17 protein-coding genes are annotated in these 21,628 nt (G+C 36.6%); 15 read left to right on the forward strand and 2 right to left on the reverse strand.

Features of this window, described 5'->3' with window-relative positions; translation table 11 throughout:
- Window positions 1-189 precede the first annotated feature (189 nt).
- The 8 genes from HT724_RS01575 (at window position 190) to adcA (ending at window position 12,668) form a co-directional block, all read left to right on the forward strand.
- Complete coding sequence (locus HT724_RS01575) at window positions 190-1,782, forward strand: glycosyltransferase family 52 (protein ID WP_173276039.1); 1,593 nt, start codon at window positions 190-192, stop codon at window positions 1,780-1,782.
- Window positions 1,775-3,019 carry a glycosyltransferase gene (locus tag HT724_RS01580; protein WP_173276040.1) on the forward strand — a complete coding sequence of 415 codons (1,245 nt, stop codon included), beginning with the start codon at window positions 1,775-1,777 and terminating at the stop codon, window positions 3,017-3,019. Before HT724_RS01575 ends, HT724_RS01580 begins: the two co-directional genes overlap by 8 nt.
- Before the next feature lie 89 nt (window positions 3,020-3,108).
- Window positions 3,109-8,079 (forward strand): SIALI-17 repeat-containing surface protein, encoded by a 4,971-nt coding sequence (locus HT724_RS01585; RefSeq protein WP_173276042.1) that lies wholly within the window; start codon window positions 3,109-3,111, stop codon window positions 8,077-8,079.
- A 232-nt stretch (window positions 8,080-8,311) separates the two neighbouring features.
- Window positions 8,312-8,851, forward strand: a complete 540-nt coding sequence (locus HT724_RS01590) for an acylneuraminate cytidylyltransferase family protein (protein WP_240156707.1) — start codon at window positions 8,312-8,314, stop codon at window positions 8,849-8,851.
- A 358-nt stretch (window positions 8,852-9,209) separates the two neighbouring features.
- Complete coding sequence (gene adcR, locus HT724_RS01595; RefSeq protein ID WP_001249314.1) at window positions 9,210-9,650, forward strand: zinc-dependent transcriptional regulator AdcR; 441 nt, start codon at window positions 9,210-9,212, stop codon at window positions 9,648-9,650.
- Window positions 9,650-10,354 (forward strand): metal ABC transporter ATP-binding protein, encoded by a 705-nt coding sequence (locus HT724_RS01600; protein WP_001269496.1) that lies wholly within the window; start codon window positions 9,650-9,652, stop codon window positions 10,352-10,354. Before adcR ends, HT724_RS01600 begins: the two co-directional genes overlap by 1 nt.
- Window positions 10,347-11,153, forward strand: a complete 807-nt coding sequence (locus HT724_RS01605; RefSeq protein WP_000950038.1) for a metal ABC transporter permease — start codon at window positions 10,347-10,349, stop codon at window positions 11,151-11,153. Before HT724_RS01600 ends, HT724_RS01605 begins: the two co-directional genes overlap by 8 nt.
- 9 nt (window positions 11,154-11,162) lie before the next feature.
- A complete protein-coding gene (adcA, locus tag HT724_RS01610) occupies window positions 11,163-12,668 on the forward strand; it encodes a zinc ABC transporter substrate-binding lipoprotein AdcA (protein WP_173276045.1) in 1,506 nt (501 codons plus the stop codon).
- A gap of 1,481 nt (window positions 12,669-14,149) precedes the next feature.
- Here adcA and HT724_RS01615 read toward each other — a convergent pair.
- Both HT724_RS01615 and HT724_RS01620 read right to left on the reverse strand, forming a co-directional pair.
- On the reverse strand, window positions 14,150-15,007 hold the full coding sequence (locus HT724_RS01615) for a 5'-nucleotidase, lipoprotein e(P4) family (RefSeq protein WP_173276047.1): 858 nt from the start codon (window positions 15,005-15,007) through the stop codon (window positions 14,150-14,152).
- 541 nt (window positions 15,008-15,548) lie between these two features.
- Window positions 15,549-16,322, reverse strand: a complete 774-nt coding sequence (locus tag HT724_RS01620; RefSeq protein WP_173276049.1) for a DeoR/GlpR family DNA-binding transcription regulator — start codon at window positions 16,320-16,322, stop codon at window positions 15,549-15,551.
- Window positions 16,323-16,497: 175 nt separating this feature from the next.
- On the opposite strand from HT724_RS01620, the gene HT724_RS01625 reads away from it, so the two are divergent.
- The 7 genes from HT724_RS01625 to HT724_RS01655 all read left to right on the forward strand — a co-directional run bounded on the left by HT724_RS01625 (window position 16,498) and on the right by HT724_RS01655 (window position 21,586).
- On the forward strand, window positions 16,498-17,901 hold the full coding sequence (locus tag HT724_RS01625) for a rhamnulokinase family protein (RefSeq protein WP_173276051.1): 1,404 nt from the start codon (window positions 16,498-16,500) through the stop codon (window positions 17,899-17,901).
- A 114-nt stretch (window positions 17,902-18,015) separates the two neighbouring features.
- On the forward strand, window positions 18,016-18,654 hold the full coding sequence (locus HT724_RS01630; protein ID WP_173276053.1) for an L-fuculose-phosphate aldolase: 639 nt from the start codon (window positions 18,016-18,018) through the stop codon (window positions 18,652-18,654).
- Between the two features lie 11 nt (window positions 18,655-18,665).
- The gene (locus HT724_RS01635; RefSeq protein WP_173276055.1) at window positions 18,666-19,106 is read left to right on the forward strand and encodes an RbsD/FucU family protein; all 441 of its coding nucleotides are present in this window, start codon (window positions 18,666-18,668) and stop codon (window positions 19,104-19,106) included.
- A complete protein-coding gene (locus HT724_RS01640) occupies window positions 19,099-19,530 on the forward strand; it encodes a PTS sugar transporter subunit IIA (RefSeq protein WP_033678738.1) in 432 nt (143 codons plus the stop codon). Before HT724_RS01635 ends, HT724_RS01640 begins: the two co-directional genes overlap by 8 nt.
- Entirely contained in the window at window positions 19,521-19,991 is a 471-nt protein-coding gene (locus HT724_RS01645) for a PTS sugar transporter subunit IIB (protein WP_000020992.1), read from the forward strand. The genes HT724_RS01640 and HT724_RS01645 overlap by 10 nt, the downstream gene beginning before the upstream one ends.
- A gap of 24 nt (window positions 19,992-20,015) precedes the next feature.
- Window positions 20,016-20,789 (forward strand): PTS mannose/fructose/sorbose/N-acetylgalactosamine transporter subunit IIC, encoded by a 774-nt coding sequence (locus HT724_RS01650; protein WP_173276057.1) that lies wholly within the window; start codon window positions 20,016-20,018, stop codon window positions 20,787-20,789.
- Window positions 20,786-21,586, forward strand: a complete 801-nt coding sequence (locus HT724_RS01655) for a PTS system mannose/fructose/sorbose family transporter subunit IID (protein ID WP_000981723.1) — start codon at window positions 20,786-20,788, stop codon at window positions 21,584-21,586. Before HT724_RS01650 ends, HT724_RS01655 begins: the two co-directional genes overlap by 4 nt.
- Window positions 21,587-21,628: the final 42 nt, after the last annotated feature.

The following is a 21,628-nucleotide window of genomic DNA, read 5'->3' on the forward strand; positions in this document are numbered from 1 at the left end:
TCAGTTCTATCTGCAACCTCAAAGCAGTGCTTTGAGCAACCTACGGCTAGCTTCCTAGTTTGCTATTTGATTTTCATTGAGTATAAGTTGAAATGATTGATTTTGTATGATTCTATGATTATGAAGCGAATGTTTCTAAGTCCTGTTAGACAAAAAAATCTACTTGTAAAAAATTTTAAGGAGATAAATTTGAAAAATATAATCTTTTGCACGTCCCCATTTCAAGTTTTAGTCGCAAAAGAAGTCGTTCAGACTGTTTCAGAAGATTTTATTGGGATTTATCTAAAGATGTCAGATGATCAGAGACAGACTTACTATGCTGAACGGATGAAGGAATTTTGTAAGGAAGTCATTGTTTTAGAAGGAAAAACTGTTTTAGACGATATGCAGGAAGCTTTAAAAGGGAAGTCTGTCAGTAATATCTATTTAGCGAGCTTAGATAATCCTGTAGCGCTTAATCTATTTAATCCCAGTACGATGAATTTGTATAGCTTTGATGATGGTAGTACTTCAATTGTGCCGCTTAATTTCTATACACAAGGTCTTGACAGGACGATTCAAGCTACACATTTTACTATGAGGGAGGTCCTGTCATTTTCAACTAGACATTATACGGTATTTGAGGATTGCATTCTCTTTCCAAAAGAGAAACAGGTCTTTTTAAAGCTTGATATTAAACCAATTGATTTTCATAGAGCTAAGAATGGTAAAAAAATAAGTGTTTTTTTGGGGCAATTTTTAGCCTCTCTCCCTTATCAGGAATCTTTTGAAATCACTAGACAATTGACTTCAAAAATTTTAGATGAAAAGAAGATTGATTACTACTATCCTCACCCTAGAATTCCTTTGAATGTCTCACCAGATAAATTCAAGGAAACTAGGTTCTGTTTTGAAGAAGAAATTTATCTTTTGCTAGAAGAATATGAGTTCGTTGAGGTTCATAGTTTTTATTCGACAGCACTTTTATTGATAAAAGATATAGAAGGAGTATCGGTTCATGGTTATCGTACTTTTTTAACAACTCATGAATCAGATGTTTTTGCAAAATTGGGTGTACCCTATCAAAATGTATCTCAATCAGGTACACAGGTTGATATTGTTATGCCTACGTACAATAATGAAGAGACTATTCAACTCTCAATTGAATCTGTTTTAAATCAGACTCATGAAAATTTCAATTTAATTATCGTTGATGATGGTTCTACAGATAGAACAGAAGAAATTTGTAAATCCTATCATTGGGAGCCAAGAATCAAATATTTCAAAAAAGAACACGGTGGAATTTCAAAAGCTTTGAATTTTGGAATTTCTAAAAGCGATAGTATGTATATAGCTAGACAGGATGCTGATGATTTGTGGGCTCCATGGCATTTAGGCTTACTATTATATAGACTAGAAAAAGAAAGTCATTTAGATATTATTGGAGCTAAAGTGATTGCTGAAGAGGATAAACTATCTGATAAGCTTATATACAACAAATTTAATGAATTATCAGGAGAGTTGTTATGGTTATACCTTGCTTACCGAAATATATTTAACCATTCAACTGTCATTTTTAAGCGTTCTGCATATGATGAAGCAGGAGGTTATCATTCTGACTTTGATGGAATGGAAGATTGGCACTTATGGGCGAGATTGGTCACAAAGGATAATGCTCTCATTCTCAATACTGTTACAACCTATTATCGCTTATCAAATCAGCATAGACGAGAAATGGCTTTTAGATCACGATTGGCTAAAAGTCGAGGGCTGTCGTTAGAGGAGGTATTGAAACATGACTAAAGTGTTTACTATAAAGGAACATCTTCCTATCAATATCTATGGCTTTGAAAGAAGTCAATTGGCACGTCAAGAAATTTTTAAAAGTCTGCAAGTAGAGCAAGAAATTATTTTAACAAATTTGGGGAATTTTGTAGCGAATTTTGTAGAAACATTGGAAAAGCTTGGCTTTGAAAACTTCTATCATGTTATTTTTGATCAGTCAGACCTGGCTAGACAAAAACCGAGTGTCCCAAAAGAATTTGTGCAAGAGCTAAGCAATGTTACCGAAGTAGAGTATACAAATGAAGGATATGTAGGTTTGGTCCGCTATGAAAATGGCGATATTGAATGTTATACTTCTCAATTGCTTTATCGCTTCCATTGTCAAGACGAACAATTTACCCTTTATGATAGTAATGGAGAATTTCTGAGGGGTGATGTGAGTGAAAATTACCATTCTTATCAAAACCTAAGAAGTGGAGAAACCTATACGCAATGGCAATTGGTCAGTCTCTATCTAGCTAATCATTCTACGATAGATGATCGATTTATCATTGATATGGTAAATGAATATCCTCTTCAATTGAGAAAATTTTTCCAAAATACAGGCCGGAAATTATTTGCTTACACCCATTACAATATTTTAGACCCGATGATGAAGTTTGTCTTACAAGGCTGGTGTCAGAATATCGTTGCAAGTCCTGTTTTAGAGCAGATGATAGGGAAAGATAAGGTTCGCTTTTTACCTCCAATGTTTGTGGAGGAAGTTTTGGAAAAAGAATATGCAACAGTTACCGATTGGTGTATCGTTGGTAATATGACCATGGTGAAACGTTGTGCATGGGCTATCGAGGCCTTTAGACAAGTTCCTGATAGTCAGCTAACGATTTATGGAAACCTACCTAAAGGTTATAGACAGGAAGACTTACCGCTGAATGTCCATTATGCAGGTTTTCTAGAAGAAGTTCCTTATGAGAAACACCGAGGCTATCTATCGTGTTCTATGAGTGAATGTTTTGCTAATTCGGCTGTGGAAGCATCTGCCAAGGGCTTGGTCTGTCTCTTGTCGGACACAGATTTAGCTCACAGATACTACAAGAATCAATCTAAAGTTGTCACAACATTTGGTGACATTGGAGAGTTAATCTTGTGGTTAAATGCTTATCAAAAAGAAGGCCGTTATGCATCGGCAACCTTTGCTAAAGACTATCAAAAGAGGGAAACTTTGGAGTTATATAAGTTTACATTATCTCTGTAAAATGCTATAATAGATGATAATACATCGATTTAATATATATATATATTAAATCGTCGAAAAACAATGAATTTTTTGGAGAATAGTATTTTATGTTTCATAATAAACAAGAAAAATTTTCCCTTCGTAAGTATAAAGATGGACGTACAGATTCTAAACTTATTGGGGCAACAATTTTAGCGACAGGTGTGGCTTTATCTGTTGGTGCAAGTCCAGTATTTGCAGCTGTTTTATCAAATGGTACAGACACAGCAACAGTAGTGAGTGATACTTCAAAAGTAGCCTCTACATCAGCTACAACATTCACAGATGATAAAAATTCTAAAACTGTAAAAGTGGATGCAGTATTAGGAAAAGATGTAGCTGAACCAACAAAAGCGAATCAAAACACAGGTGATGTGGACGGTAATGATACAGTAAACTTCAAAACAGAAGCAACGGTCAACTACAAACTTGAGTCTGACAAATCATTACTAAAAACAGAAACAGTAGAAGGTGAAAAAGGTACAGTAACAACTCCTTATGATAAAAAAGGGATTGCTTATGATACTGATGGTAAAGACTATCGTGAATCAACTGTAGCCAAAACAGGAGCTGAGGTAACAGCTGAAACGGGTAAAAAAGATACAGTAGAAGCAAATAACAAGGTTTATGAATACGTTCGTTCTGAAGTAGAGGGTGCTGATAAAGCAACTTATGAAAAAACAAGCTTCAACAATATCGAAGCAAGAGTATCTCCAGAAGGAATGCACAATAAACTAGGGGAAATCGATTATACAAAAACAGCAGGGAAAGTTTACCTAGTTGAAGAAACTGCCGATGGACAATACGGAAAATTCGTCGAAGCTAATGGCGTATCTAGCGATGAAGATGCAGTAGCTAAATGGAAAGATGGTCAAGCAAATGCCAAAGACTTCACTAAAGAAAATGTAACCCTTCAAGAAGGAGATACAGTCCTTGTAATGGATAAAGACACGTATGCGGTGGGTGATAATAAGAAAGTAACAACTACTAAAAAATATCGTTCGCCATCGTTTGTAGTTGAAAATAATTTTGTAACATATGCTGTAACAAAATATGAGACGGAAACGTACTTGTTAGATGTGAAAGAGGATGTATCAAGTGAATTCTATAAAGCGGGTGCTGATGGGGTATTTGGAACCGCGGATGATGAGAAAGTGGGCGAAATAGATAGACTTTATAAACTGAATGCTTCCGAAGGAGATAATATAGACTACCACCAAGACTACTTCAAAGGAAAAAAGAAAGATAATTCAGAATTAAAAAATGCTAGGCCAGCTGACATTTTAAAGAATGATTATCACTTTTATTACGAATTGCTGAAATATGCCGAAGAAAAAGCTAGAGATTTTGGAGATGAAGCAGGTTTAGCGAAGGTAATAGCTGCTAAAGAAAGATTAGATAATTTTATTGAAGAAAAAAGTAAAAGTATCGATATAGGTTATATAAAAAAAGAGGACAATAGTGTTGAATATGGTTATAATTTAGAAAATAGTTTTTTTGATAATGATCCAGAAAGGAAATCTTATAAGAAGGATATTGAAAATATAATCGGAGACTTCACAATTAAAGGAGAGAATACGACTAAAGAAGTAAATGGTATTATTGAAAAAACCACAATAAGTAGAAGAATGTTCACATTTGTAACTGCTGACTCATCGGAAGATTATGCTACAGAATATTTTAATAGCGAAGAAATTAAATTACAATATGCAGCAATTGTCACAAAAGAAAATATGAAGGGAGAGCTTATTGAAACACTTGTAAGAGACCAAGAATTTAATGAATTAACTAAAAAAGGAACTGTAACAGTTGAAGAAGATGGAACAGTTACAGTAGTATCACCTGAAGAATCTGTGGAAGTTAAGGTGTATAAAGGTAATACAGATGAGGAAATAAAAGGGACAAACGAACGTTACACTATAACTGATAATGATGATATTAACTTCTTTAGTACCAAAGACATAACAACTCATAATGAAACAACCTACACTACAAAAGAAGTGATTACTCCGATTCGTGCTTATAAAGTAATGAGTGAAGCAAAACCAGTCGTAACTCATTATTATAGGGAAAAAATCACAAAAGAAGAAGCTGGAGAAGCAACAGCTTCTAAACAAGGTAGCGTAGTTATCAAGTATGTCACAACTGATGGAAAACAATTAAAATCAGAAACTGATAAAGATAATGTTACATTAGAAACAAAAACTATCGTAAGCTTGTACTCAGGTGAAACAAAAGTTGGTGAACGTACAGATGTTGCAACTGTAGAACAAAACTACGACACTACTGATAAACAATATCCAACGCTAGTAGATGCTGAAACGGGATATACATATGAGTATGTAGGTCTCAAACAAGGATCACCAGCAGCTAGTGGAAAAGTAGTAGAAGGAACAACAGAAGTTGTTTACGAATACCGTCTAGTAAGTGAAGAAGAAAAAACTCCATCTAAATCAGAAGTTACAAAAACAGGTTCTGTTGATGTGAAACACGTTGTTATTAACGAAGATGGAAGCTTGAAAACATTAAAAGAAACAGAAGTAGTGAAGAATAATGTTCCTCTGGAGTATGAAGATACTTACGTAACATACTCAAAAGGAGTGAAGGTTTCTGAACGTACAGAAAAACGCGCAGTTGCTGAAAAATACGACACTACTGATAAACAATACCCAACGCTAGTAGATGCTGAAACTGGATTCACATATAAGTATGTAGGTCTCAAACAAGATTCACCAGCAGCTAGTGGAAAAGTAGTAGAAGGAACAACAGAAGTTGTTTACGAATACCGTCTAGTAAGTGAAGAAGAGAAAACCCCATCTAAATCAGAAGTTACAAAAACAGGTTCTGTCGATGTGAAACACGTTGTTATTAACGAAGATGGAAGCTTGAAAACATTAAAAGAAACAGAAGTAGTGAAGAATAATGTTCCTCTAGAGTATGAAGATACTTATGTAACATACTCAAAAGGAGTGAAGGTTTCAGAGCGTACAGAAAGACGCACAGTAACAGAAAACTATGATACAACGGCTAAACAATACCCAACGCTAAAAGATGAAGCTACGGGCTTAGTTTATAGATATGTCGGTTTAATGTCTGACTCAGCTTCAGCAACTGGTGATGTGACTGAAGGTGAAAAACACGTTATTTATAGCTATACGTTAGATAAACAAGAAGAAATAACACCATCTAAAGTAGTTGATACTAAAGGTTCTGTAGTTGTTAAATTCGTTGATGCTAATGGTAATGAAATCAAAAATGCTGAAAATGTAGTAACAGATGCAGTTATTAAAACAACGAAAACATACGCGACTAAGTCAGGTGATGTAGTTCTATCAACGCGTGATGAAGTAACAAATAACGATGTAGATTACAGTACTGAAAACAATAAAGTACAAACAATCATAACAGTGGGTGGTAAGAAATACACATTCTATCGCGTATTACCAGTAGATACTAATTTCAACAACGTAGTAGAAGAAACTGGTAAGGTGAAAGAAGGAACTACAACAGTTGTTTATCAATACGATGAAATCATTCCAGTTGATCCAACTAAACCAGGAGATAAAGTTCCAAAAGATCCACAAAATCGTACCTATGAACAATTAGGAGTATTAAAAGAAGTGAAACGTAATATCACTTACGTTTACGAAAATGGACCAAAAGTAGGACAAGAAGCAAGTGCGCCTGCTAACCAAAATGCACGTTTCACAAGAAGTGCAGAAATCAATAGTAGAACCGGTGAAGTAGTATACACAAGCGAATGGACTAAAGAACAAAAACTTGCTGAAGTAGTATCACCAAAAATCGATAAATACTCTGTAGACAAAGAAAAAGTAGCAGAATTACCAGTAACACACGAATCAACTGACAGTAGCGAAATTGTTAAATACCGTGAAAATCCTGATGTCATCGAACACGATGTAGCGAAAGATAAAAAAGGTTCTGTAGTTGTTAAGTATGTAGACGCTCAAGGAAATGAAATTGACACTGCAGTTACTGTTAAAGATAATGTAGTAGTAGAAAAAGCTACGACAAAAGTCTATGCTAATCGTGATGCTGAAACAACATATACAGTAACAAATGAAGAATATAGCACAGTAGAAAATCGTAAAGAAACAATAGAATTTAACGGTAAGAAATATATTTACCGACGAGTACTACCAGTGTCAACAACTCTAGGAAACTCAGATAAAGAATCAGGTAAAATTCCAGAAGGAACAACAACGGTTATTTATCAATACGCAGAAGAAGTAGAACCATTTATTCCGCCATTCCCACCAAAAGAGGAAGTGCCAGAATACAATGGAAAAGTAGATGATGCTGAAAAAGATAAAAAAGGAACAGTAATCGTTAAATTTGTAGATGTTAATGAAAACTTCCTTGCATCAGATGTTGTTGTAAAAGATAATGTAGTTGTAGCTAAAGCAAGTACTACAATTACGGGCGATAAGGCAGAGACTACATACACTGCGACTGGTGAAGAGTATGCGGTGACACCACCACAAACGATTGAAGTGGATGGAGTGACATTCCGATTGAAACGTGTTCTTCCAGCTTCTGATAAGTTCAACAATACGATTGAGGAAAAAGGACTGGTTAAAGAAGGTGTTACTACTATTGTTTACCAATATGTAATGCAAATGGATGCTCCAAAAGTAGAAGTTCCTGAGTTTGACGGTGGAGTGGTTCCGTTAGATCCTCCAGTTGTGGACATTCCAGAGTTGAAGATTCCTGAAGAGCCTAAGCCAGAGCCAAAACCGGAACCGAAACCAGAGCCTAAGCCAGAACCGACTCCAACACCAACACCAACACCTACTCCTACCCCTCAACAAAACGAAAATCCGGAAACACCTAAAGTTCCGAATAACTCAGTTCCATCAACTTATCATTCTGGTGGAAATACTTATCCAGCTCCATCAAGGGAAGTATCTCAATTGCCAAATACAGGTACTGAGTCAAATGCAACCTTAGCAGCATTTGGATTTGTTGGCATTTTGAGTGGATTAAGGCTTGTTCTACGTAAGAAGGATAGTGAATAGTATTTGCTCAAAATATTGATTTATCAACTGTAGCAGGTTGGTGTTAGCTAAAATTTGGAGAGGACAATCGTTGTCTTCTCCACTTTTTATGTTAAGAGGGATAAAATAAGAGGACTTGTGCTTGATGAGATTGTTAGTATTTTCTGATTTGGTGTTGTAATAAGGTGATTGAAAAGTGTTGCTAATCCTATCATTACTCTATCCGTTTTTATCTTATTTCTAGGAAGGTTAGATGAAAGAAAAATCTAAACCGATAGCCATTATTCTGATTCGTTCTGGATCTCGATGCTTAGTGGATAAAAATATTAAATCACTTGCAGGCAAACCTTTGGTTTTCTATACGATAGAGGTCGCTCTAGCCTCCAAGTTATTTAGTGAAATATGGGTATCGTCAGATTCTCCCACCTATCTGGAACTCTGTCGTCAAGTCTATCCAGAGATTTGCTGTGCCCACAGACCAAAAGAACTGGCCTTGTCAACAACCTCTAGTCTAGCAACTTTATGCGATTTTTTACAACCCTTTGAAGAGAATCAAGTATTCGTTAATTTACAGGTGACTTCACCCTTGAGAGAGGTAGATCACCTTACCGAATCCTATCAACTCTACTGCAAGTCTGGAGCAGATCATTTGATTTCCTGTGTCAAGGCAGACAAGAGTCGTAGTCTTTACTTGCAGTTGGAAGAGTCGCCATTTATCCGTCCACTTCAAGTTTCCAAGCACTATGCTCGTCAGAAAGAGCCTCTTTACTACTATCCCAACGGAAGTATTTAGATTTCTCGTAAGAGTCTTTACCTACGGGATGAGAGCTTTTATACAGATAAGACAGTAGCTTATGAAATGCCAAAGCTCTATTCGTATGATATCGATGATGAGTTGGATTTTGAAGTCGTGGAGACTTTGTTACAACGCCACTACCTAGGTAAGAAAATAAGATAAAATGCCTCATTGTTACTATAATAAACTTGCGCACAAAGATTGACCATCCTATGAAGAGTTCAAGAATGAAGCCTATTTTCACGTTTTTTCTTGACTCTTTTTTTGCTTGTGATATAATTAACTGGTAAATAAAATGTCAAAGAATAGTATTTTTCTCTTAAAAAAGAGAAGTTCAAAAGGAAAGGAGTCAGATATGAGACAGCTAGCGAAGGATATCGATGGCTTTTTGAATGAGGTGATTTTACAGGCAGAAAATCAGCATGAAATCCTAATAGGTCATTGCACTAGCGAGGTGGCTCTGACCAATACCCAGGAGCATATCCTCATGCTCTTGTCAGAGGAATCTTTAACCAATTCAGAATTGGCGCGTCGCCTCAATGTCAGTCAGGCGGCAGTTACCAAGGCCATTAAGTCTTTGGTCAAGGAAGGGATGTTGGAAACATCTAAAGATCCTAAGGATGCGCGTGTGATTTTTTATCAGTTGACTGACTTGGCTCGTCCAATTGCTGAGGAGCACCATCATCACCATGAGCATACGCTTTTAACCTATGAACAAGTGGCGACTCAGTTTACTCCAAATGAACAGAAAGTGATCCAGCGGTTTTTGACTGCTTTAGTAGGAGAAATCAAATAATGAGATACATTACGGTAGAGGATTTATCCTTCTATTATGATAAGGAGCCCGTTCTTGAACATATCAATTATAGTGTTGATAGTGGGGAATTTGTTACCTTGACTGGGGAAAATGGAGCGGCTAAGACGACGCTCATCAAGGCCAGTCTTGGAATTCTGCAACCACGCATTGGAAAGGTGACTATTTCAAAGACAAATACGCAAGGTAAGAAATTGAGAATAGCCTATCTTCCTCAACAAATTGCCAGTTTTAATGCTGGTTTTCCAAGTACGGTCTATGAATTTGTCAAGTCGGGTCGCTATCCGAGAAAAGGATGGTTCCGTCGTTTGAATGCTCATGATGAGGAGCATATCAAGGCCAGTCTGGACTCAGTTGGCATGTGGGAACATCGAGACAAACGCTTGGGGTCTCTTTCTGGAGGGCAAAAGCAGCGAGCGGTGATTGCGCGTATGTTTGCTTCTGACCCAGATGTGTTTATCCTAGATGAGCCGACAACGGGTATGGATGCAGGAAGTAAAAATGAATTTTACGAACTCATGCACCACAGCGCCCATCATCATGGCAAGGCTGTTTTGATGATTACCCATGACCCTGAAGAAGTGAAGGACTATGCGGATCGCAATATTCATCTAGTTCGTAACCAAGACTCGCCATGGCGTTGTTTCAACGTTCATGAGAATGATCAGGAGGTGGGCCATGCTTAGTTTATTATCTTATGACTTTATGCAGCGTGCCTTTCTGGCTGTTATTGCCATGAGTCTTTTCTCGCCAGTTCTTGGAACCTTCCTCATCTTGCGTCGTCAGAGTTTGATGAGTGATACCCTCAGTCATGTCTCACTTTCAGGTGTAGCTTTTGGGTTGGTTTTGGGGATTTCGCCAACTGTTTCTACGATTGCTATTGTCTTGATTGCGGCGGTCTTTCTGGAGTATCTCCGTACGGTTTACAAGAGCTTTATGGAAATCGGGACAGCTATTCTCATGTCAACAGGTCTGGCTGTTTCTCTGATTGTCATGAGTAAGGGTAAAAGCTCTAGTTCAATGAGTTTGGACCAATATCTCTTTGGTTCGATCGTGACTATCAGCGAAGAGCAGGTCATTTCCCTCTTTGTCATTGCGGCGGTTGTTTTGATTTTGACCTTTCTCTTTCTTCGTCCTATGTATATCTTAACTTTTGACGAAGATACGGCCTTTGTGGATGGCTTGCCAGTTCGTACCATGTCCATTCTTTTTAACATGGTTACAGGAGTGGCTATTGCCCTTATGATTCCTGCAGCAGGAGCTCTTTTGGTATCGACTATCATGGTTTTACCAGCTAGTATTGCCCTTCGTCTGGGGAAAAACTTTAAATCGGTTATGCTACTTGCCAGTGCGATTGGATTTTTGGGAATGGTAGCAGGACTTTACATTTCCTACTATGCAGAAACGCCTGCAAGTGCAAGTATTACTATTATTTTTGTAACTGTTTTCTTGCTAATTAGTTTAGTAAGACGTTTTATCAAATAGGAGACCAACATGAAAAAAATTAGCTTATTGCTAGCCAGTCTGTGTGCCCTGTTTTTAGTGGCTTGTTCCAATCAAAAGCAGGCAGATGGCAAACTAAATATCGTGACAACCTTTTACCCTGTCTATGAATTTACCAAGCAAGTCGCAGGAGATACTGCTAATGTAGAACTCCTCATCGGTGCTGGTACAGAACCCCATGAATATGAACCGTCTGCCAAGGCAGTTGCCAAAATTCAAGACGCAGATACCTTCGTTTATGAAAATGAAAACATGGAAACATGGGTCCCTAAATTGCTAGATACTTTGGATAAGAAAAAGGTGAAAACCATCAAGGCGACAGGTGATATGTTGCTCTTGCCAGGTGGTGAGGAAGAAGAGGGAGACCATGACCATGGAGAAGAAGGCCATCACCATGAGTTTGACCCCCATGTTTGGTTATCACCAGTCCGTGCCATTAAACTAGTAGAGCATATCCGCGACAGCTTGTCAGCAGATTATCCTGATAAAAAAGAGACCTTTGAGAAGAATGCGGCTGCCTATATCGAAAAATTGCAAGCCTTGGATAAGGCTTATGCAGAAGGCTTATCCAAAGCCAAACAAAAGAGCTTTGTAACGCAACACGCAGCCTTTAACTATCTCGCCTTGGACTATGGACTCAAACAAGTCGCAATCTCAGGACTTTCTCCAGATGCAGAGCCATCAGCTGCTCGCTTGGCAGAATTGACAGAGTATGTCAAGAAAAATAAAATCGCCTATATCTATTTTGAAGAAAATGCCTCACAAGCCCTTGCTAACACACTTTCAAAAGAAGCAGGTGTCAAAACTGATGTCCTCAATCCTTTAGAAAGTCTGACAGAAGAGGACACCAAGGCTGGAGAAAACTACATTTCCGTGATGGAGAAAAACCTCAAGGCTTTGAAACAAACAACAGACCAAGAAGGCCCAGCAATCGAACCTGAAAAGGCAGAGGATACCAAGACAGTCCAAAATGGTTACTTCGAGGATGCAGCTGTCAAGGACCGCACCTTGAGTGACTATGCAGGTAACTGGCAATCAGTTTATCCTTTCCTTGAAGACGGCACGTTTGACCAAGTCTTTGACTACAAGGCTAAGTTGACTGGTAAGATGACCCAGGCTGAGTACAAGGCTTACTATACAAAAGGCTATCAGACAGATGTGACTAAGATTAACATTACTGATAATACTATGGAATTTGTTCAAGGTGGACAAAGCAAGAAATACACTTACAAGTATGTCGGTAAGAAAATTTTGACTTACAAGAAAGGCAATCGTGGCGTGCGTTTCCTCTTTGAAGCCACAGATGCTGACGCTGGACAATTCAAGTATGTTCAGTTTAGTGACCACAATATCGCCCCAGTTAAGGCAGAACATTTCCATATCTTTTTTGGAGGTACAAGCCAAGAAGCTCTATTTGAAGAAATGGATAATTGGCCAACCTACTACCCAGATAACCTATCTGGCCAAGAAATCGCCCAAGAAATGTTGGCGCATTGATGAGAAATCGACTAGTTCATAAGAGCTAGTCGGTTTTTTGATACTAGATGGCTAACTTCATTATAGACCTTTCAGAACTAAGGGAACCTGAAAAAATAAATAAAACTCTTGAAATATCTGGGCTTATATGCTAGAATGTAGCTAGTGTATAAGGTTCATTAGAACACCAAAGCCCCTAACTATGCCAGTAGTTAAGGGGTGTTTTGGTATATTCTACAGGAATAGAAAAAGACCCTCTAAACTTTGTAGAGAGCCTTAACAAATCAAAATAAAAAGATAACCCCAGGCACATAGGAATGCTCAACCTTTCAGTCTACCCCATTCTGAGACCCAGCGTTTATCCTTCACAAGCTATCTTATTGAGTCCATTATATCACACTTATGGAAAATGTAAGAAATTTGTATAGTATTTTTAAATGAATTGATGAAAAATCAAATACCTTTCAGATACCTAAGGAACTTAAAAAAATAAATAAAACTCTTGAAATCTTAGCGCTTGTGTGTTAGAATAATTTTATCGGGTAAGGTTCATTAGAACACCAAATCCCTTAACTATGGCCGTAGTTAAGGGATTTTTTGACGTATCTTAGCGATTTAACGGGTGTTGATAGGCTAGTCATTCGGTCTACTTCTTACCATCTAGCCATTTGCAAACAAAATACAAGATGATTCCAGCTATGACGTCTGCTATAATAGTAAGAGCGAACTCTGGGATAAGGCTCATTAGTTTCACCTCCTTTCACGAACCCATAGGAACGTAATCGGTAACCGATGACAAAAATAGTATACCACAATAAATTTATATCATCAACATTGCTTAACGCTTGAACTATTGGAGTGCGGTTCACTGTAATGATGTTTTTGTGAGTCTTTTAAAGGGATTAGACATTACTTATTCCGTTTCACTTTAGACCTTTCGGATACCTAAGGAACTTAAAAAAATAAATAAAACTCTTGAAATATTAGGACTTATATGCTAGAATATAGTTAATTGATAAGGTTCATTAGAACACCAAAGCCCCTAACTAGTGCGATAGTTAAGGGCTTTTTTGACGTATCTTAGCGATTTAACGGGTGTTTATAGGCTAGTCAGTCGGTCTACTCCTTACTATCTAGCCATCTGCAGACGAAATACAAGATAATTCCAGCTATAACATCCGCTATAATAGTAAGAGCTCTATGATAAGGCTCATTAGTTTCACCTCCTCTCACGAACCCATAGGAACGTAATCGGTAACCGATGACAAAAATAGTATACCACAATACATTTAGATCATCAAGGTCACTTAATTCTTGAAATATAGGGGATAGGCAAAAAGTCTTTAAAATCAAAAAATGTATAGTATCAGATGTATAAAAGCTTGATGTTATATCAATTAAAAAAGTGGATAGGAAAGTTTTCTGATTATCAGAATTCCTTCCTATCCACTTTTTGAAGATTGTAAGTTAGCCTAATTTTATGTAGAATCAGCTTATTTGTTTTATTTATCAAAACCTTGCAAGGCTTTTTGGCGTTCTTCTACTTGACCTTTAGCATCTAGTTTGTTACCACCGTATACAGCTGATTCCCATGATCCGTACATTGGATTTGGGAAGATGATGAATTTTTCACCGAATTCTTTTTGCAATTCTTCAAGTTGTTTATCACGGTCAGATTCAGAAGTCTTAGAAAAATCTGCAAAGTCTACGAGGTTATCACCAAACAATAAGATAAGATTTGTTTTTTCTTGAACTTTTTGGCGACGACCCTCTTTGGATTTTACACCACTTTCTAAGAACATGAGATGATCACGTCCTTGAACAGGAATTCCTTCACTTTCAAGATTTTTAATGGTAGCATCTACTTGATTAGCTGAGCGGTCAGAAATATAGTAGATTTGGACACCGTTTTGATCAGCAAACTGAAGAAAATCCTTGGCACCTGGGACAGCTTTTGCTGCAGCTTTTTGAACCCAAATATCCCAATTTTCGGGTGTAAATGCTGTACCGTCTTTGACATTTTGTACTTGATAAGGGCTATTATCTAGGACAGTTTCATCCAAGTCTAAAACGATAGAGTAAGGTTTGTCTGATTCTGTTTTGAGCAATTCCTTTAGGTGATTTGTTGCAACGTTATAACCTTGTATGTATAAAGCTTTAGTTTCAGCTGATTTTTGGTACCAAAGGGTTGACATAGTGTTTTCTCTTGACCGTAGTTGGTCATATGTCATTGTAATCTGATTATCAGATGAGCTATTATTGCTTGTCTGTGTTTCTGTAGACTTTGTTGTACAACTAGCCAATAAGACGACAGAAGCAAGTGCAGAAAGGATTGTAACAGTAGTTTTTGCTGTTTTCATGAAATATCTCCTATTCATTAATTTCAATAAATAGTATAGCACGAGAGAAAAGTTAAGGCAAGTCATTCTCTGACTATGGATGTAGATTCTATAGAAGTTAATATAATGAAAAAAGCGATTGCTAACTTGAAATGCAGTTTCACCTCATATTTTTGAAATTCATTAGGTATCTGAAAGGTCTAGGCGACAAAGTCTTTAAAATCAGAAAAACGCATAATATCAGGTGTGCAAAAACTTGATACTATGCGTTTTATTGTGGGAAGGTTTACTCCATTTTCTCCTGAAATTGGGTATTTGCCCAGCTTCTGTTTTTGGGGTTGCTGAGAAAATAATGTCATATGGCGAGTATTTGTAGATAAGTCAGCAGACAGAACGAATATTCTTCGAAAATCTCTTCAAACCATGTCACCTTCGTCTTTCCGTATATATGTGACTGACTTCATCAGTTCTATCTACAACCTCAAAACAGTGTTTCGAGCTGACTTGATCAATTTTCAAATCTGTACTTTGAGCAACCTGAGACTAGCTTCCTATTTGATTTTCATTGAATATCAGAAACCCATTCTCCATCAAATAATTCTACTGCGTCTAATAATTTTTGATCTGGCAAGGTGTCAGAAATAAAGGTTGTGTATTTGGAGAGGGGATTAATTTTAAAAAATCCAGTCTTGTAAAATTTAGAACTATCAATCAGTAAGATGGTTTCATGGGCTTTGTCAATAATATTCTTTTTTGAAATAGCTTGGCTGAGAGAAGCTTCATAAACATATTGATCATCAATACCTCTTGCTGAACAAAATGCTAAATCGATATTAAAATGATCTAATAAAGAATTTTCCTTTTCATAGTTTACCACGGAACAGGATTGATGTTTGACTTCTCCAGATGTGATAAAGATTTTTGAGCTATCTTTAACAGTTTCAGATAGGGTTTGTGCAGTATGTAAACCATTTGTAAAAATAATCAAATTATCAAGTTCAGAAAGATAGGGACAAAGTTCGTAGATAGTAGTACTAGAATCTAGATAGATACACATACCTGACCGAATAAAGTCTTTAGCGAGACTAGCGATTAGTCTTTTTTGCCTAGTGCTTTCTCCTTCACGTATTTGATGAGAAAGTTCAATTGTGTTCATAGAGGACAGGGTCACGTATCCGTGCTTTCTTTTGATAAGACCTTGATTTTCTAAGAAAATTAAATCACGACGTAAGGTACTTGTGCTGGAGAAAGTGATTTCTGCCAGCTCTTTTACGGCAATTCTTTTTTTCTTTTTGATGATTTCAATCAATTCAAGTATACGTTCATCTTTTATCATAAGCTCCTCCTAATTTATCATCTCAACTATATTATAGCACAAATTGAAGGAATTTGAATTATTTTTATGTTTATGGCGCAAACGTATGAATTTTATTCAAGTAAGCGTTCACATATTGAAAAAATAAAATGTGGGGATTATAATAAACTTAATCAAGGACGAAGAGAGAAGAAAAATGGAAGCGGTTTTAGCAATAGATTTAGGTGCGACTTCTGGAAGAGCAATCGTTGGTTACCTTTCTGAAAATAAACTAGTAATGGAAGAAATAAATCGCTTTTCTAATCTACCTATTAGAGTAAAAGGGCATTTATCTTGGGATGCTGACTTTCTACTAGCTAAAATTCTTGAAAGCATCCGCTTGGCTAATACTAGTTACAAGATTTTATCTATCGGTATTGATACATGGGGAGTTGATTTTGGACTTATTGATAATGAAGGTAAGCTGTTATCACAACCTGTTCATTATCGTGATGAAAGAACAAAGGGAGTGTTAAAGGAAATATCTGAAATTACTGAATTAGAAAAACTGTATTCAGAGACAGGAAATCAGATTATGGAGATAAATACCTTGTTTCAACTCTTTAAGGCACGTCAAGAATCTCCTGACTCTTTCTATAAGACCAATAAGATTCTTTTAATGCCAGATTTGTTTAATTATCTGTTGACAGGTAAGTTTGCTTCAGAAAAAAGCATTGCTTCAACAACCCAACTCTTTGATCCGAGAAGTCAAAAATGGAATCAGAATATTTTAAAACTATTTGAATTGGAGTCATCTTTACTTCCTGAAATTGTTTCAGAGGGAAATGTCCTTGGAAGGATAAAAGAGGAGTATGGTTTAGGCGATATTCCTGTTGTGAATGTTTGTAGTCATGATACAGCAAGCGCGATTGTCTCAGTACCTAAGACAGAAGATAGTTTATTTATTTCATCAGGGACTTGGTCTTTGGTTGGAGTGGAGCTTTCTTCACCTGTTCTTAGTACCGAATCCTTCAGTTATGGATTTACAAATGAAGTCGGTAAAGATGGAGTGATTACATTTCTGAAGAATTGTACAGGGCTATGGATCATAGAGGAACTAAGACGTTCATTTGAACGAAGAGGGAAAGCCTATTCTTTTGATGATATTAGGACAATGGTGGAGAAAGAAAAAGAAAATCTTCCTCTGATTGATACTGAATCAACTGAATTTGCAACAGAATCTGATATGTACAAGACTTTGACAGAATATCTAGCTTATCATCATGAAACTAGAGAGTGGACAGATGGACAACTATTTAAGATCGTTTATGAAAGCCTAGCTGAAACGTATAAGAAAACGATAGAGTTACTAGAAGAACTAACTCATAAGTCTTATAAAAGGATATATGTGATTGGAGGAGGTGCTAGAGCCAGTTACTTTAATCAAATGATTGCTGATAGAACTGGTAAAGAGGTTCTTACAGGTTCGACTGAAGCTACAGCTGTGGGGAATATTGTTGTGCAGCTCATAGCTATGGGACAATTAAAAGGGATGGAAGAAGCTCACCATGTTATTGAGGAGTTCCTAAAATTAGAGAGTTATTACTCCCAAAAGAATTAAAAAGATTGAGAGTTTGTAAATTTGCCTCCCTCCCCCTTCTTAAGTTTTGTATAAGAAGGGGGGATAATTGGTGAATTGAAAAATCTTTAGTGTTTTGATATGAGGAGGACAAGAATGTCAGACGTAAAACAAGAATTAATTAAATATGGCAAGAAGCTAGTAGAAACAGATTTGACGAAAGGAGCAGGTGGAAATCTCAGTGTTTTCGATCGTGAAAAACAATTGATGGCAATTACCCCGTCGGGTATTGATTTCTTTGAAATCAAAGAATCCGATATTGTAGTGATGGACATTAATGGAAATGTTGTAGAGGGAGAACGCATGCCATCTAGCGAGTGGTATATGCATTTGATTCAATATCAAACTCGTGATGATATCGATGCAATTATCCATGCTCATACAACTTATGCAACAGTATTAGCTTGTCTCAGAGAACCACTTCCGGCGAGTCATTATATGATTGCAGTGGCAGGGAAAGATGTTCGGGTAGCTGAGTATGCAACATATGGTACGAAAGAATTAGCTGTGAATGCAGCTAAAGCAATGGAAGGCCGTAGAGCAGTTTTACTAGCGAATCATGGAATTTTAGCAGGTGCACAAAATTTATTGAATGCATTTAATGTTGTTGAAGAAGTTGAATATTGTGCAAAAATTTATTGTTTAGCTAAGAATTTTGGAGATCCAGTAGTTCTTCCTGATGAGGAGATGGATTTAATGGCAGAAAAATTTAAAACATACGGTCAGAGAAAATAGGGAGGATATTAATGTTAAAACATATACCGAAAAATATTTCTCCAGATTTATTGAAGACTTTAATGGAAATGGGACATGGAGATGAAATAGTATTAGCTGACGCGAATTATCCTTCTGCCTCATGTGCAAATAAACTAATTCGTTGTGATGGTGTAAATATTCCCGAATTATTAGATTCTATTCTGTATTTAATGCCATTAGATGGTTACGTCGATAGTGCAATTCAGTTTATGAATGTTGTTTCGGGGGATGATATTCCTAAGATATGGGGTACCTATAGACAGATGATTGAAGATCATGGTACAGATCTTAAAACGATTACTTATCTTAGAAGAGAAGACTTTTATGAGCGTAGTAAGAAAGCTTATGCTATTGTTGCTACAGGAGAAACTTCACTTTATGCTAATATTATCCTTAAGAAAGGAGTAGTTGTTGAAAGAGAAAATGTTTAATAGAGGAATTTTAGTTGCCAGTCATGGTGATTTTGCTAGCGGAGCTCTCATGACCGCAGAAATGTTTGTTGGTGAGACAACAAATGATAGAGTTAGGACATTAGGTTTGATGCCTGGAGAGAATATTGTAGAGTTTGAGCATTATTTTAAAAATCAAGTGGATGAACTGTTAGACTCAAATCAAGAGGTTATCGTTTTGACTGACTTGATTGGAGGAAGTCCTAATAATGTGGCTTTGTCACAGTTTTTAAATTTGGATTCAGTTGATATTGTAACAGGTTTTAATATTCCTCTCCTAGTGGAATTAATATCAAGTTATGATTCAAAAATCAATTTAGAAGAAATTGTTCACAATGCTCAAAATAGTTTGTTTAATGTTAAACAACAACTTAACGTAGAGGAGGAAGAAGATTTATGTCTATAGAGTTTGTTCGTATTGATGACCGTCTGGTACATGGTCAAGTTGTCACTACGTGGCTAAAAAAGTATGATATTGAGCAAGTTATCATTGTTAATGATCGCATCTCAGAAGATAAAACACGACAATCTATTTTAAAGATTTCTGCACCGGTAGGTTTAAAAATTGTTTTCTTTAGTGTAAAACGGTTTGTGGAAGTTTTAAACTCTGTGCCAATAAAAAAGAGAACAATGCTGATATATACCAATCCAAAAGATGTGTATGACTCTATTGAAGGAAATTTAAAATTGGAGTACCTCAATGTAGGACAGATGAGTAAAACGGAGGAAAATGAAAAGGTAACTGGAGGTGTAGCTCTAGGTGAAGAAGACAAATATTATTTTAAGAAAATAGTTGATAAGGGAACGAGAGTTGAAATTCAAATGGTTCCCAATGATAAAGTTACAATGTTGGAAAAATTTTTATAAAAATAATTTAAGGAGGTACAGTATATGCTATTCACACAAGCATTACTGGTGACATTAGTTGGGATTATTGCCACTATTGACTATAATGGACCGTTATTTATGATTCACCGTCCGTTAGTTACAAGTGCAATGGTTGGCTTAGTCTTAGGAGATTTCACCCAAGGTGTTCTTATTGGTTCAGCTCTTGAATTAACTTGGCTCGGTGTAACAGGTATTGGAGGCTACACTCCACCAGATACTATTTCAGGTGCGATTATTGGTACTGCATTTGGTATTTTATCTGGGCAAGGAGAAACTGCTGGTATCGCTATAGCGGTTCCAATTGCAGTTGCTACCCAACAGTTGGATGTTCTTGCAAAAACTTTAGATGTTTATTTTGTGAAAAAAGCTGATAATGATGCTAAAAACGGAGATTACTCAAAGATTGGTTTTTATCATTATTCAAGTTTGATTTTAATCACGTTGTTTAAAGTTGTGCCAATTTTCCTAGCTATTATGCTTGGAGGGGAATATGTGGCAGACTTGTTTGCTAAGGTTCCACCAATCGTTATGCAGGGACTTAACTCTGCAGGTGCTTTACTACCTTCAATTGGTTTTGGTATGCTTTTAAATATGATGCTCAAGAAAAATATGTGGGTATTCTTGTTGATTGGCTTCATTTGTTCTGTGTATGGAGGAATGTCAACCATTGGAATCTCACTAGTTGGTATTGCGGTAGCATACTTCTACGATATGATTGGAAGTAAACCACAAGAAACAACTTCAAATAGTGATGTTGAGGAGGACCTTGATCTATGATGAATAATAAAGTAACTAAAGTTGAACTTAAAAAAGTTTTCAAACGAAGTTTTATGTATGGTTCTTCATGGAACTATGAGAGAATGCAGAACCTTGGTTTTCTATATACAATTCTTCCAGTATTGAAAAAACTATATCCAGACAAAGATTCAGCTTCTCCTGCTATGAAACGTCACCTTGAGTTTTTCAATACTCATCAAACAGCGGCACCATTTATTCTTGGAGTTACTTCCGCTATGGAAGAACAAGAAGGAAATGAAGGTGCAGATTCAATTACTGGTATTAAAGTTGGCTTGATGGGGCCACTGGCTGGTCTAGGAGATAGTTTGTTCTGGCTGACACTAGTTCCTATCTGTTTTAGTATTGGTGCGTCTTATTCTAAAGACGGCGGTGCTTTAGGTATCTTTATCGCCTTAATATTGTTTAATGTTATTAATATTCCTGTTAAATATTTCGGTTTGAAATATGGCTATACTAAGGGTTCTAGTCTTATCCAAGAAAATAATACAAAAGGAACATTGAATCGCGTTACGAGTATGGCGACAGCATTAGGGCTAGTACTAGTGGGTGGTTTGATTCCATCAATGGTTGGTATTAATTTTGGATTAGAATTTAAGCAGGGGGAACTTGTTATTTCTGTTCAAGAAATGATTACAAAATTAATTCCAGGATTTATCCCTATGGCTTTGACTTTATTAATGTGTAAATTAATTAGAAAAGGAAAGAATCCGGTTGTACTAATCTTTAGTGTTATGGCTATTGGAGTTATCCTAGTTGTTTTAGGAATTTTGAAGTAGTAGAAAGTGTGGAGGTGGTACTTGGGATATCACCTCCATTTT

It is taken from the genome of Streptococcus sp. k-402, assembly GCF_013277515.1.
Classification (GTDB): domain Bacteria; phylum Bacillota; class Bacilli; order Lactobacillales; family Streptococcaceae; genus Streptococcus.

Bases quoted from the DNA above. Each gene is read 5' to 3' on its own strand.
- HT724_RS01580 (WP_173276040.1), top strand. From the start codon at position 1,775: ATGACTAAAGTGTTTACTATAAAGGAACATCTTCCTATCAATATCTAT.
- HT724_RS01585 (WP_173276042.1), top strand. From the start codon at position 3,109: ATGTTTCATAATAAACAAGAAAAATTTTCCCTTCGTAAGTATAAAGAT.
- HT724_RS01590 (WP_240156707.1), top strand. From the start codon at position 8,312: ATGAAAGAAAAATCTAAACCGATAGCCATTATTCTGATTCGTTCTGGA.
- adcR (WP_001249314.1), top strand. From the start codon at position 9,210: ATGAGACAGCTAGCGAAGGATATCGATGGCTTTTTGAATGAGGTGATT.
- HT724_RS01600 (WP_001269496.1), top strand. From the start codon at position 9,650: ATGAGATACATTACGGTAGAGGATTTATCCTTCTATTATGATAAGGAG.
- HT724_RS01605 (WP_000950038.1), top strand. From the start codon at position 10,347: ATGCTTAGTTTATTATCTTATGACTTTATGCAGCGTGCCTTTCTGGCT.
- adcA (WP_173276045.1), top strand. From the start codon at position 11,163: ATGAAAAAAATTAGCTTATTGCTAGCCAGTCTGTGTGCCCTGTTTTTA.
- HT724_RS01615 (WP_173276047.1), bottom strand. From the start codon at position 15,007: ATGAAAACAGCAAAAACTACTGTTACAATCCTTTCTGCACTTGCTTCT.
- HT724_RS01620 (WP_173276049.1), bottom strand. From the start codon at position 16,322: ATGATAAAAGATGAACGTATACTTGAATTGATTGAAATCATCAAAAAG.
- HT724_RS01625 (WP_173276051.1), top strand. From the start codon at position 16,498: ATGGAAGCGGTTTTAGCAATAGATTTAGGTGCGACTTCTGGAAGAGCA.
- HT724_RS01630 (WP_173276053.1), top strand. From the start codon at position 18,016: ATGTCAGACGTAAAACAAGAATTAATTAAATATGGCAAGAAGCTAGTA.
- HT724_RS01635 (WP_173276055.1), top strand. From the start codon at position 18,666: ATGTTAAAACATATACCGAAAAATATTTCTCCAGATTTATTGAAGACT.
- HT724_RS01640 (WP_033678738.1), top strand. From the start codon at position 19,099: ATGTTTAATAGAGGAATTTTAGTTGCCAGTCATGGTGATTTTGCTAGC.
- HT724_RS01645 (WP_000020992.1), top strand. From the start codon at position 19,521: ATGTCTATAGAGTTTGTTCGTATTGATGACCGTCTGGTACATGGTCAA.
- HT724_RS01650 (WP_173276057.1), top strand. From the start codon at position 20,016: ATGCTATTCACACAAGCATTACTGGTGACATTAGTTGGGATTATTGCC.
- HT724_RS01655 (WP_000981723.1), top strand. From the start codon at position 20,786: ATGATGAATAATAAAGTAACTAAAGTTGAACTTAAAAAAGTTTTCAAA.